The sequence below is a fragment of the Pelagibacterium halotolerans genome (assembly GCF_044811015.1).
GTDB classification, from domain to species: Bacteria; Pseudomonadota; Alphaproteobacteria; order Rhizobiales; family Devosiaceae; genus Pelagibacterium; species Pelagibacterium halotolerans_A.
This window is the reverse complement of the sequence record NZ_CP085243.1, coordinates 597,914-610,709: the sequence shown is the minus strand read 5'-3', so window position 1 is coordinate 610,709 and position 12,796 is coordinate 597,914. Positions and strand designations below refer to the sequence as shown.

Genomic DNA, 12,796 nt, shown 5'->3' with positions numbered 1-12,796 from the left:
CGGCAATGATCCAGGCTATCGTTTTCCTGCCGCTCATCGGCGCGCTCGTGGCCGGTCTCTTCGGCCGCGCCATCGGCCACCGTCCGGCCGAGATCATCACGACCGCGCTCTTGGGCGCCGCTGCGCTCTTTTCGTGGATCGTTTTCATCCCCTTCTGGCTCGGCCATCCTGAGCCCTACAGTGTCGAAGTGATGCGCTGGGTTGTCGTGGGTGATCTCGACCTCAGGTGGATGCTCCGCGTCGATACGCTCACCGCGATCATGCTCGTCGTGGTCACCACCGTATCGAGCCTCGTGCACCTTTATTCCATCGGGTACATGCACGACGATCCGCACCGCGCGCGGTTCTTCGCCTATCTCTCGCTCTTCACCTTCGCCATGCTGATGCTGGTGACTGCCGACAACTTCCTTCAAATGTTCTTCGGCTGGGAAGGCGTGGGGCTCGCCTCGTACCTTCTCATCGGTTTCTGGTACACCAAGCCCTCGGCCAACGCCGCGGCGATGAAGGCGTTCGTCGTCAACCGCGTCGGCGATTTCGGCTTCGCTCTGGGCATCTTTGGCACCTTCTTCATGCTCGGCACGCTCGGATTCGACGAAACCTTCGCCGCACTCCCGGCCATGCAAGGCGCAACGATCCCGTTCCTGGGCGCGAATTTCGATGCCATCACGGTCCTGTGCCTGCTGCTCTTTATGGGCGCGATGGGCAAGTCTGCGCAGTTCCTGCTGCACACCTGGCTGCCGGACGCCATGGAGGGCCCGACCCCGGTCTCCGCGCTCATCCACGCCGCAACCATGGTGACGGCGGGCGTCTTCATGGTTGCCCGCCTCTCGCCCATGTTCGAGATGAGCGAAACCGCGACCGTTGTCGTCGTCGCCATCGGCGCTATCACCGCCTTCTTCGCGGCCACCGTCGGCCTTGTCCAGAACGACATCAAGCGCGTGATCGCCTATTCGACGTGTTCTCAGCTTGGCTACATGTTCGTCGGGCTCGGAGTGGGGGCCTACTCGGCGGGCATTTTCCACCTCTTCACCCACGCCTTTTTCAAGGCGCTCCTGTTCTTGGGCGCCGGCTCCGTTATCCATGCCATGCACCACGAGCAGGACATGCGGAATATGGGTGGCATCGCGAAAAAGATCCCGATCACCTATTGGCTCATGATCGTCGGCACGCTGGCCTTGACCGGCGTCGGTATTCCGGGCACGCCGCTGGGTTTCGCCGGGTTTTTCTCGAAGGATTCCATCATCGAATCCGCCTATGCCTTCGGCGGATGGACCGGCTCCTTCGCCTTCTGGTCGCTGGTGATCGCCGCGCTCTTTACGAGCTTTTATTCCTGGCGTCTCATCCATCTGACCTTCCACGGCAAGACCCGCGCCGACCACCACACGTTCGACCACGCTCACGAGAGCCCGAACGTCATGCTGGTTCCGCTCTATGTGCTTGCCGCTGGTGCGGTGCTCTCAGGTGCGGTGTTCTACGGCGTTTTCTTTGAGAACGCGGAGCACGTTGCCGAATTCTTCGGTGGCTCCTTGGTCGTCGATGCGCACGTGCTCGAGGAGGCGCACCACGTTCCCGTTTGGGCGAAGTGGTCCGCAACCATCGCTATGGTTATTGGCTTCGTGGTGGCGTGGTACATGTACATCCGCCGGCCGGAGACCCCCGCCGAACTCGCCCGCGAGCACCCCGGGCTCTACCAGTTCCTCTTGAACAAATGGTACTTCGACGAGCTGTACGATGTGATTTTCGTTAAGCCGGCACGCTGGATCGGCAATGCGCTCTGGAAGGGCTTTGACGACTGGTTCGTCGACCAGACCATCGTTGAGGGGCTGGGCCGCCGCGTCAGGCAGGTGACCGACCAAGTCACACGCCTGCAATCGGGCTACCTCTATCACTACGCCTTCGCGATGCTTATCGGTGTCGCCGCGCTCATCACCTGGGCTATTGCCGCCGGGGGACTGCTGGGATGATCCTGTCCAACAATATACTAACAATCGTCACCTTCCTCCCGCTCGTCGGCGCCTTCTTTATTCTCTTGACGCCCGGCAAGGACGAGGTTTCGGTTCTCAACATCAAGCGCATCGCGCTCGCCACGACCGTCGTGACCTTCATCTTCACGCTGGTCATGTGGGGGATGTTCGACTCGACGACGGCGGATTTCCAGTTCGTCCAGAACCACGTCTGGCTCGGTGACGTCATCGGCTACCGTATGGGTGTCGACGGCATTTCGGTGCTCTTCATCGTCCTCACCGGCCTTTTGATGCCTATGTGCATCCTCGCCAGCTGGGACTCGGTCACCAACCGCGTGCGTGAGTACATGCTCTTGTTCCTGGTGCTCGAAACGCTGATGATCGGCGTCTTCGCTACCCTGGATCTGGCGATGTTCTACGTCTTCTTCGAAGGCACGCTCATTCCGATGTTCCTCATTATCGGTATCTGGGGGGGCAAACGGCGCATTCAGGCGACCTACAAGTTCTTCTTTTACACCTTCACCGGCTCGGTACTGATGCTGCTGGCCATCATGGCGATGTACTGGATCGGTGGTACCACCGACATCGCGCGGCTCATGAACGTCGATTTCCCACCGGAAGCTCAGACCTGGCTCTGGCTCGCCTTCTTCGCCTCGCTTGCGGTCAAGATGCCCATGTGGCCGTTCCATCGCTGGCTGCCCGAAGCGCACGTCGAAGCGCCAACGGCCGGCTCGGTCATCCTGGCGGCGATCCTGCTGAAGCTCGGCGGCTATGGCTTCCTGCGCTTCTCGCTGCCGATGTTCCCCGACGCCTCGCTGATGTTCTCGAACTTCGTGTTTGTCCTCTCGGTCGCCGCGATTATCATTACCTCGCTGGTCGCGCTGGTGCAGACTGACGTCAAGAAGCTGATTGCCTATTCCTCGGTCGCCCATATGGGTTTTGTGACTATGGGGATTTTTGCCGGCAACATCTATGGCGTGCAGGGCGCAATCTTTCAGATGATCTCGCATGGCTTCGTCTCCGGCGCGCTCTTCTTGTGCGTCGGCGTCGTCTACGATCGCATGCATACCCGTGAGATCGCCGCCTATGGCGGTCTCGTCGAGCGCATGCCCAAATATGCCTTCGCGTTCATGATCTTCACCATGGCTAATGTCGGCCTTCCGGGCACGTCCGGTTTCATTGGCGAATTCCTGACGCTTCTGGCGATCTTCCAGGTCAACACATGGTTCGCGCTTTTCGCGACGACCGGTGTCATCCTCTCGGCGTGCTACGCCCTGTGGCTTTACCGCAAGGTGATCTTCGGCGCGCTCGAGAAGGAAAATCTCAAGTCCATCCTCGATCTCAACCGCCGCGAGGTCCTGACCCTCGTGCCGCTGGTCGCACTAACGATCTTCTTCGGTTTCTATCCCGCGCCGATACTCGATGCGACCAATGCGTCGGTTCAGGCCCTTGTCGATCAATATGTAGCGGCCACGGGCATCGAAACGGCAGTTGCCCATGTCGATGTGTCTATGCCCGTCGAAGCGGTTGAAGCCGTCGAGGCGGCCGAGCCCGCGCACACGAGCCATTAGGAGGTGAATATGGTGTATGAATTTGCCGGCTTCGCCTCCCTGGCGCCCGCCTATCCCGAAATGCTCCTCGCGATCGGAGCGCTGGTGCTCCTGCTCATGGGGGTCCTTTCGAAAAAAGAGGCCGCGCCCTGGATCACCGGGGTCACGATCGGCCTGCTGATCGGCGTAGGTGTTCTCGTCGTCGCCGCCCCGAACGAAGGCGTGCTCTTTGCCGGAGGCTATATCAACGATGGTTTTGCGCGCTTCATGAAAGCGCTTGTCATCGCTGGCTCGGTCTCCGCGCTCGTCCTCGCGGTCTCCAATGCCGAGGCCCACGGGCTCAACAAGTTCGAATACCCGGTACTCGTCGTCCTTGCGACGCTCGGCATGTTCATGATGATCTCGGCCAACGATCTCATGAACCTCTATGTCGGCCTGGAGTTACAGTCTCTCGCGCTCTATGTCGCCGCCGCATTCAAGCGCGACAGCGCCAAGGCTACGGAAGCCGGGCTCAAATATTTCGTTCTCGGCGCACTCTCCTCGGGCATGCTGCTTTACGGCGCGTCGCTGGTCTATGGCTTTACGGGCCACACCCAACTTAACGAAATCGCTCAAGCCATCGCGCTTGGCGATCGGAGCGCAGGTGTGATCTTCGGCCTGGTTTTCCTTCTGGCAGGCCTCGCATTCAAGATTTCGGCAGTACCTTTCCACATGTGGACACCCGACGTCTATGAAGGCGCCCCGACGCCGGTCACCGCGTTCTTCGCGTCCGCGCCCAAGGTTGCGGCCATGGCACTCGTCATCCGCGTTGTATTCGACGCCTTCGAGCCTATTGCGCAGGATTGGCAGCAGGTTGTGATCTTCATCTCCATCGCTTCGATGGTGCTCGCCGCATTCGCCGCGATCGGGCAGAACAACCTCAAGCGCCTGTTGGCCTATTCCTCCATCGGGCATGTCGGTTTCGCGCTCGTTGGACTTTCAGCGGGCAATCTCGTCGGGGTTGAAGGTGTCGTGATCTATATGGCGATCTATCTTGCCATGACCGTGGGCACCTTTGCCTGCATCCTCGCGTTGCGTAATGAGGATGGCTATGTCGAAACCATCGATGATCTGGCAGGCCTCGCGCAGAACCGCCCCTTCGTCGCTGCCATGCTCGCGGTGTTCATGTTCTCACTGGTCGGACTGCCACCGCTCGCAGGGTTCTTCGCCAAATGGCAGGTCTTCCTTGCGGCGATGGAAGCACAGCTTTTCGTCCTTGCTGTCATCGGTATGCTGGCGAGCGCAGTGAGCGCATTCTATTACCTGCGCGTGGTCAAGGTGATGTATTTCGATGAGCCGACGCAGACCTTTGCGCTTCCAGCGATGGAACTGCGCGTCGTAATCGCGCTCACGGGCTTCCTTGTCGTCACCTACTACTTCACCATCGGCGCGCCCTTGAGCCAGTGGGCCCACGCGGCGGCGGGAAGTTTATTCTAACGTGGCAGGCTTTCCGCTCCCCGCTTCGGCAGACGTCGAGGGATATCGCGTCATCGGTTTCGATACGGTCGGCTCGACCAATACCGAAGCTGCCAACGCGGCCATGGCAGGGGATAGCGGAAAACTGTGGTTCGCCGCGCTCCAGCAGACCGCGGGCAAGGGCAGGCGAGGCCGCCCTTGGGAAAGCCCCTACGGCAATCTCGCCGCCAGCCTGCTGATCACCCCCGATGGTGAAACCGAAAGCTTCGCGAGCCTCGGTTTCGTTGCCGGTGTCGCGCTCAACTGCGCGCTTGAAAAGCTCATCCCCAACGCAAGGATCGCTAGCGGTATCGACGGTGCCGATGGACGTAGCGAGGGCGCATCTGCGCGCATTGCGCTCAAATGGCCCAATGACGTGCTTGCGGACGGCGCCAAACTTGCGGGCATTCTCCTCGAAGGCCACAAGCGCCCCGACGGGCGCCAGGCGATCGTCATCGGGTTCGGCATCAACGTCGTTGCCGCGCCAGAGGGATTGCCATATCCGGCAATAGCCCTGCGCGATCTCGGAATAGCGGTAGACGCTGCAACGGTTTTCGAAGCGCTGGCTGAAAGCTGGGTCGCCTGCTTCAAGGTCTGGGATAACGGTCGGGGCATTGCCGAAATTCTTGACGCATGGCGTGCGGCTGCGGCGGGCATCGGCGCGGAAGTCGCCGTTCAGCGCAATCGTGACGTCGTCCGGGGCGTTTTCGAAACAATTGACGATGCGGGCCGTCTGATTGTCCGCGATCCTGAGGGGCATCGTATTGCCATAGCGGCCGGCGACGTCCACTTCGGGACAACCGCGACGCTGAAGCTTTAACGCGTTCAGCCGGCGCGATAGCGTCGTGCTTTCAGCAAAAGTGGAAACCACTTTTGCGGTTTGAATGCACGATAAAACAAGAATTTGGAGCATTTTCGCGTTCAAAGACAAGCGAAGATGCTGAGGAATTGACATGGAAGGAAGTCCGGTCGGCGGCATTCTGCCGCCCGGTCGGCTATTGGAAAAGATATGGCAAAACAGAGCACTTCGGTGGAGGAATTCGTCTTCGTACCGCTCGGCGGCATTGGCGAAATCGGTATGAATATGGGGCTTTACGGCTTCGGCCCGGCCGATGATCGCTATTGGCTCGTCGTCGATTGCGGCGTCTCCTTCGGCGGGCCCGAACTGCCTGGCATTGAACTCGTCATGCCGGATACTCGCTTTCTCGAAGAGGAAGCCGACCGCGTCGTTGGCCTTGTCCTTACCCACGCCCACGAAGATCACTACGGTGCCGTTCTCGATCTCTGGCCGGGCTACGAAAAGCCGGTCTATGCGACCGCATTCGCCGCAGCTATGCTTGAGGCCAAGCGCGTGTCCAACGGCATCGACGACGATGTCGACATCACGATCTTCGAGCCCGGCAACCCCTTCAAGGTCGGTCCGTTCACCGTCGAAGCGATCAACGTTTCGCATTCGATCCCCGAAAGCTGCGCTCTTCTTATCGACACGCCCGCCGGTCGTGTCCTCCACACCGGCGACTGGAAGATCGATGCAACGCCCGTCGGCACGCCCATGACCGACATCGAGCGTTTCCGTCAGATCGGCAATGACGACCGCCCGCTGGCGCTCGTCTGCGACTCGACGAACGCGATGAAAGAGGGTGACAGCCCGTCCGAAACCGAGATCGCCGTCAACATCGAGCGCCTGATCGCTACGGCGAAGCACCGCGTGGCCGTCACCATCTTCGCCTCGAATCTCGGGCGTATGATTTCAATTGCCCGTGCCGCCGCCAAGGCGGGCAGGGAAATCGTTGCTGCGGGCAGGGCGGTGCATCGTGTCGCCGGTATCGCACGTGAACTCGGCCTGCTCGAAGGCGTTCCCGAATTCCACGACCAGGACGCCTACGGCTATCTCCCCCGCGATAAGGTCGTGCTTATATGCACCGGTAGTCAGGGTGAGGCTCGAGCTGCCATGGCGCGCATCGCTGCCGGCACGCATCCGGTCATCGATCTCTCACCCGGCGATACCGTCCTTTTTTCCTCATGGGCCATTCCGGGGAACGAAAAGGCGGTCATCGACATTCAGAACCAGCTCGTCGATCGCGGTGTCGAGGTCATTACCAGCCGCGATGAGTTGATCCACGTTACCGGCCACCCGCGCCGCCACGAACTCGTTCAGCTTTACGATTGGGTAAAGCCCGATATCCTCGTTCCCGCCCATGGCGAACCCATGCACCTTGAAGCCCACGCCGCGCTCGGGCGCGAAAGGGGCATCAAGACTGTGCTCTCGATCCGCAACGGCGACATGGTGCGGCTCTTTCCAACGCCACAAAAGTTCGAGAAGGAAGTGCCCACCGGCGTTCTCTATCTCGACGGCAACCTGCTGTGTGCGCCCGAAGAAAGCAATGTCCGCGACCGTCGTAAGCTTGCGTTCGGCGGCCTCGTTGTCGTAACGCTGGTGGTCGACCGGCAGGGTAAGGTCGTCTCAGGCCCGTCCTATGACCTCGACGGTTTGCCCGAACTCGAGGAAGACGACGATCCGCTCCGCGACGTCGTCGTCAAGGCTACGCAGGGCACGATCAAGAGCTTCCCTGCCAAACGCCGCGCGGATACCGCACGGTTCGGTGAAGCCATCCGTCGCGCGGTTCGCTCCGAAGTCAACGCCGCGTGGGGCCGCAAGCCGATCGTCAAGGTTTTCGTTCATCAGGTTTAACCGATGCAACTTTGGACACAGATTTTCACCTTCGCCGCTGTTTATTTTGTCATTTGGTGGCTATGCCTGTTCATGGTGCTTCCATTCGGCGTGCGCGGACAGCACGAGGATGGGGAGGTGACCGACGGCACCGAGCCGGGCGCTCCGGTCCGGCCGTTCCTCTGGCAAAAGCTCCTGGCAACGACTGTGCTGGCGGCCATTTTCATGGCGCTGGCACTGTGGGGCTTTTCAAGCCCCTGGTTGCAGGAATACTGGTCGTAAGAGTGTTTCCAGAAAAAGCGTGTCCTCGGATGTGATCCGGGGATGGCTCCCACTTTTTCGGTTCGGACCCGAAGGGCCGCGCAAGCGAACGCAACAAACCAAAATGTAAAAAAAAGCAGGGCTTTTGGCCCTGCGTCAAATTTCGAGTTTCGCGACAATCCACTGGTCTTACAGCGCGCAAAATGGGCGGCCAGTGCTCCTCCCTTGACGTTGTCGGCGTCGGGCGGTTTATCTCCGCCGTTCGTTTTATGGCCGGGACACTACCAAGGACGATATGCTCTGCCAAGAGAAATTTGCGGTCTTTTGTCACACCAAATGTCAAAAAAGCGACATGTAACGGGTTAGGGTTCAAACCCTTGCCAGAACGGGCTGGTTTGCGCTTCATAGAGCGGCCCAAGCCGGTTGTGAGTCGAAGCGAAAGAAAAAAGAGAACTCATGCGCCTTTCCAGATATTTCCTGCCCGTTCTTAAAGAGACCCCCAAGGAAGCGGAAATCGTTTCCCACCGGCTGATGCTGCGCGCGGGCATGATTTCCCAGCAGTCCGCCGGCCTCTACGCCTGGTTGCCGCTGGGCTACAAGGTGCTGCGCAAGATTCAAGAGATCATCGAACAGGAGCAGAACCGGGCAGGGGCCATCGAGCTCTTGATGCCCACGCTCCAGCCAGCCGACCTCTGGCGCGAAAGCGGGCGCTACGACGACTACGGCAAGGAAATGCTCCGCATGCAGGACCGCCATGAGCGCGACATGCTCTACGGTCCCACCAATGAGGAGATGATCACCCACATTTTCCGCACCTATGTGCAGTCTTACAAGGACCTGCCGCTCAACCTCTACCACATCCAGTGGAAGTTCCGCGACGAGATCCGCCCCCGCTTCGGCACCATGCGCTCCCGCGAATTCCTGATGAAGGACGCCTATTCCTTCGACCTTTCCAAGGAAGACGCGGTCAAGGCCTACAATCGCATGTTCGTCGCCTACCTGCGCACCTATCACCGCATGGGTCTGACCGCGATCCCCATGCGCGCGGAAACCGGCCCCATCGGCGGCGACCTTTCCCACGAATTCATTGTGCTCGCTGAGACCGGCGAAAGCGGTGTCTTCTGCCACGCCGACCTGCTCGACAAGCCCATTCCTGGCCCGGACACCGATTTCCTCGGCGATCTCTCAGGCATCGTCGCGGACTGGACGTCACTGTATTCGGCCACTGAGGACATGCACGACGAGACCGAGTTCGACGCCAAGGTCCCCGAGGATAAACGCATCGCCGCCCGCGGCATCGAGGTTGGCCAGGTGTTTTATTTCGGCACCAAATATTCCGAACCCATGGGCGCCACCGTCACCGGTCCCGACGGCAAGGAGGTGGCTGTCCATATGGGCTCCTACGGCATCGGCCCCAGCCGCATCGTCCCCGCCATCATCGAAGCCAGCCACGATGATGATGGTATCATCTGGCCCGTTTCCGTCGCCCCCTTCGAGGTTACCTTGATCAACCTCAAATCCGGCGATGCAGAATGCGAAGCGGCTAACGAAAAGCTCTACGGCCAGCTCCAGGCCGCCGGCATTGACGTGCTCTACGACGATCGTGACCTCGGCGCCGGCGGCAAGTTCGCCACGGCCGATCTGATCGGCATCCCGTACCAGCTGATCGTCGGCCCCCGTGGGCTCAAATCCGGCGAGGTCGAGATCAAACACCGCAAAACCGGCGAGCGAGAAACCATCGGCATCGAAGACGCCGTCCACCGCCTCAAATCGCTTATCGAACCCGAACGCAGGGACAAGGTGTGACCGCAGTCACCAACGGCAAGGAAAACGGCACGCGCCCGTTTTCACGGTTCGAAATGCTCGTCGCCGGGCGCTATCTCCGCGCGCGCCGGCGCGATACGTTCATTTCGGTCATCGCCTCGCTCACCATGGTCGGCATCGCTATCGGCGTCGCCACGCTGATCGTTGTGATGAGCGTCATGAACGGTTTCCGCGACGAGCTCTTGAGCAAGATCCTCGGTCTCAACGGCCATTTCACGGCCTTTCCCGTCGATGAGACCTTCACAGACTACGAAGACGTCAAGGTCCGCCTCGAAGAGGTCGACGGCGTCATCAACGCCGTCGCTTTCGTGGAAGGCCAGGCGCTCGCATCCGGGCCGTACAATTCCGCCGGCATCAACGTGCGGGGCATGACGCTTGAAGACATCCGTAAACTTCCCTTGCTCTACAACAGCGCCGAACTCGGCGGCTGGGATGACTGGGACGACCTCGAAGGCGTCGCCATCGGCCAGCGCCTCGCGCAAACCCTCGGCGTCACTATCGGCGATTCCGTCACCATCGTCAGCCCGCGCGGCAGCCAGACCCCCTTCGGCACGACCCCCCGCATCCGTTCCTATCCGGTCAACGTCATCTTCGACGTCGGCATGGTCGAGTTCGATAGCTTCTATGTCTATATGCCGCTCCAGGCCGCCCAGGATTATTTCAAAGCCTATTCCGAGCAGTTGCGCGAAGGCTTCGAGGAATTGCCGCTCATGGCGACCGACGAAGAAATCGATGAGGCGTATGAGCGCGTTTATCAAGCCACTGCGGTCGAAGTCTTCCTCGATGACCCCGATGCGACCGGCGTCATGCAGCTTCCGCTCGAGCAAGCCGCCGGCCGGCCCATGATCTTCACCAACTGGCAGCGACGCAACGCGACCTTCTTCTCCGCGCTCCAGGTCGAACGCGTCGTGATGTTCACCATCCTCTCGATGATCGTGCTCGTTGCCGCCTTCAACATCATCTCGAGCCTCGTGATGCTGGTGAAGGACAAGGGGCAGGACATCGCCGTGCTGCGCACCATGGGCGCTACCCGGTCCTCGGTGATGCGCATCTTTTGCATGACGGGCACCGCCATCGGCTTCCTCGGCACGTTCATCGGTTTCATCCTCGGCGTGGTGCTCGCGGTCAACGCGGAAACCATCCGTGCCTGGATTTCCGATCTCTTGGGCATCGCGCTCTTTCCGCCCGAGGTGTTCCTGCTCTCGGCCTTGCCGTCGCGCGTCGACCCCGCCGAGGTGATTGCCGTGCTCGGGATGGCGTTGGCGCTTTCGTTCCTGGCAACGCTCTATCCGGCATGGCGCGCCGCGCAATACGATCCGGTCGAGGCCTTGCGCTATGAGTGACATGCTTTTGTCTTTGACCGGTGTGCGCCAGAGCTATGGTGACGGCGAGGGTGCCGTTCATGTTTTGAAAGGCGCGGATCTGACGGTCGCAAAAGGCGAACTCGTTGCCCTTGTCGCGCCCTCCGGCGCCGGCAAATCGACGCTTCTGCACATCTGTGGTCTGCTGGAACGCGCCTCAGGCGGCGACGTTTCGATCGCCGGCCAATCCACGGCGACACTCTCGGACCGCCAGCGCACGCTCTTGCGCCGTTATCGCATCGGCTACGTCTATCAGTTCCACCACCTTCTGCCCGAATTCAGCGCCATTGAAAACGTCATGATGCCGCAGTTGATCGCAGGGGTAGGGGACCGCCAGGCCAGGGCGCGCGGTATGGAACTGCTTGAGGTGATGGGCATCGCACACCGCCATGACCATCGTCCGGCCGAGCTTTCGGGCGGCGAACAGCAGCGCGTCGCCATCGCCCGCGCGACCGCCAACGCCCCGACGCTCGTTCTCGCCGACGAACCCACCGGCAATCTCGACCCCGCGACCTCCGACGTTGTCTTTGCTGCGCTTTCTGACCTCGTCAAAAAACATGACGCGGCATCGATCATCGCGACCCACAACCACGACCTGGCCCGCCGCGCCGACCGTATCGTCACCATTCGGGACGGTTGCATCATCCCCGCAAGCTTGTGATCTAAGTAGGTTCCGCAAAAGTGTCGCGCGGTTTTGCGGCAAGAACCGGCAACAAACAAATGAATCTAAGCAGACATTCGCGGGGAAACCCACGAATGTTTGGTTAGGCGCCGCACCGCACGGCTGACGCGGCGAGAACGGGAACGATTTTCGGAGACGTCCCAGGCACTTGCCGCAATCTTATCCCCGCCCTCAAAACCTCTGCCATACTTCCTCCCACGGCCGCACCAAGGGCGAGGATGCATACGAGCTTCCGGTGAGGGCAGAGCTGGAGAGACGGGAAGCGTGGGGCCGGGCCGAGGTCTCATTTGGTCCCGCGGCGCTCCGGGTGTGTCCGCCAGGCCGGTTCGGGTCCGATGGAGGTCGCTCCAGCGGAGGCCCAAAGGGTGCTCACTCGCGCCAAGGCGACACGACCCCGGGACGCCCGGTCAGTTCAGCGCGCCATACCCTCGAAAGAGGGAGGGGATCGTCCCCGGCGGGGTACCCATAAGCCGAAAATCCCGGATGTATGCGGCGAGGCGTGCCTCGCATTTATATATCTACACAGTATGAGGCCACGTCTCGCCGCATACCGCCCTACCCAACAATGACCGAGGCTTCAGGGCTGTCGGACGTATACGCATGTCCGCAACACTCCCCGATTTAGAAATTGTTAGCAATGCACGCAGCGACAGATCGAGCGCTATAGACAGGAACAAAAAAAGAACTTATAAGAACAAACATGGAACACAAAGGAGGCATTCATGCACACCTTCGTCAAAGATTTCATGGCCCTTGTTTCCCTGACCGCCTTTGGCGGCACCGCTATCTTCTACCTGGACATCCTCACCCGCCTCTCATGAGTGCCCGTCCTGTGAATTGCCCGGCCTCGCTGTTGGCGCAACGGGCCGGACATGGCACAAGGAGACTCAAGTCAAGGAGCCGCCGATGTTTAGCCTGCATTCTTCACACTCCTTGCGCCTTGCGTCGGATTTTTGCGAGTCGGATACGGGTGCGGAGCGAAAAAGCGT

9 protein-coding genes are annotated in these 12,796 nt (G+C 60.3%); all 9 read left to right on the top strand.

Annotation, left to right across the window (positions count from 1 at the left end; all coding sequences use genetic code 11):
- Positions 1–5: 5 nt before the first annotated feature.
- The 9 genes from nuoL to LG281_RS02925 all read left to right on the top strand — a co-directional run bounded on the left by nuoL (position 6) and on the right by LG281_RS02925 (position 11,786).
- Positions 6–1,964: an NADH-quinone oxidoreductase subunit L gene (nuoL, locus tag LG281_RS02965; RefSeq protein ID WP_404404214.1), complete on the top strand. Its 1,959-nt coding sequence runs from the start codon at positions 6–8 to the stop codon at positions 1,962–1,964.
- The gene (locus LG281_RS02960) at positions 1,961–3,535 is read left to right on the top strand and encodes an NADH-quinone oxidoreductase subunit M (protein ID WP_404404212.1); all 1,575 of its coding nucleotides are present in this window, start codon (positions 1,961–1,963) and stop codon (positions 3,533–3,535) included. The genes nuoL and LG281_RS02960 overlap by 4 nt, the downstream gene beginning before the upstream one ends.
- Positions 3,536–3,544: 9 nt before the next feature.
- Positions 3,545–4,990, top strand: coding sequence for an NADH-quinone oxidoreductase subunit NuoN (gene nuoN, locus LG281_RS02955; RefSeq protein WP_404404210.1), 1,446 nt, complete (start codon positions 3,545–3,547; stop codon positions 4,988–4,990).
- A 1-nt stretch (position 4,991) separates the two neighbouring features.
- Entirely contained in the window at positions 4,992–5,828 is an 837-nt protein-coding gene (locus LG281_RS02950) for a biotin--[acetyl-CoA-carboxylase] ligase (RefSeq protein ID WP_404404208.1), read from the top strand.
- 189 nt (positions 5,829–6,017) lie between these two features.
- Positions 6,018–7,700, top strand: coding sequence for a ribonuclease J (locus LG281_RS02945; protein ID WP_404404206.1), 1,683 nt, complete (start codon positions 6,018–6,020; stop codon positions 7,698–7,700).
- Positions 7,701–7,703: 3 nt separating this feature from the next.
- Complete coding sequence (locus LG281_RS02940) at positions 7,704–7,961, top strand: DUF1467 family protein (RefSeq protein WP_404404204.1); 258 nt, start codon at positions 7,704–7,706, stop codon at positions 7,959–7,961.
- A 435-nt stretch (positions 7,962–8,396) separates the two neighbouring features.
- Positions 8,397–9,746, top strand: coding sequence for a proline--tRNA ligase (gene proS, locus LG281_RS02935; RefSeq protein ID WP_404404202.1), 1,350 nt, complete (start codon positions 8,397–8,399; stop codon positions 9,744–9,746).
- A gap of 53 nt (positions 9,747–9,799) precedes the next feature.
- Positions 9,800–11,107 carry an ABC transporter permease gene (locus LG281_RS02930; protein WP_404406599.1) on the top strand — a complete coding sequence of 436 codons (1,308 nt, stop codon included), beginning with the start codon at positions 9,800–9,802 and terminating at the stop codon, positions 11,105–11,107.
- The gene (locus LG281_RS02925; RefSeq protein ID WP_404404200.1) at positions 11,100–11,786 is read left to right on the top strand and encodes an ABC transporter ATP-binding protein; all 687 of its coding nucleotides are present in this window, start codon (positions 11,100–11,102) and stop codon (positions 11,784–11,786) included. Before LG281_RS02930 ends, LG281_RS02925 begins: the two co-directional genes overlap by 8 nt.
- The last annotated feature ends 1,010 nt before the right edge of the window (positions 11,787–12,796 follow it).

What these genes read in the sequence shown, in the direction of transcription:
- nuoL (WP_404404214.1), top strand. Translation starts at nt 6, where the DNA reads ATGATCCAGGCTATCGTTTTCCTGCCGCTCATCGGCGCGCTCGTGGCC.
- LG281_RS02960 (WP_404404212.1), top strand. Translation starts at nt 1,961, where the DNA reads ATGATCCTGTCCAACAATATACTAACAATCGTCACCTTCCTCCCGCTC.
- nuoN (WP_404404210.1), top strand. Translation starts at nt 3,545, where the DNA reads ATGGTGTATGAATTTGCCGGCTTCGCCTCCCTGGCGCCCGCCTATCCC.
- LG281_RS02945 (WP_404404206.1), top strand. Translation starts at nt 6,018, where the DNA reads ATGGCAAAACAGAGCACTTCGGTGGAGGAATTCGTCTTCGTACCGCTC.
- LG281_RS02940 (WP_404404204.1), top strand. Translation starts at nt 7,704, where the DNA reads ATGCAACTTTGGACACAGATTTTCACCTTCGCCGCTGTTTATTTTGTC.
- proS (WP_404404202.1), top strand. Translation starts at nt 8,397, where the DNA reads ATGCGCCTTTCCAGATATTTCCTGCCCGTTCTTAAAGAGACCCCCAAG.
- LG281_RS02930 (WP_404406599.1), top strand. Translation starts at nt 9,800, where the DNA reads ATGCTCGTCGCCGGGCGCTATCTCCGCGCGCGCCGGCGCGATACGTTC.
- LG281_RS02925 (WP_404404200.1), top strand. Translation starts at nt 11,100, where the DNA reads ATGAGTGACATGCTTTTGTCTTTGACCGGTGTGCGCCAGAGCTATGGT.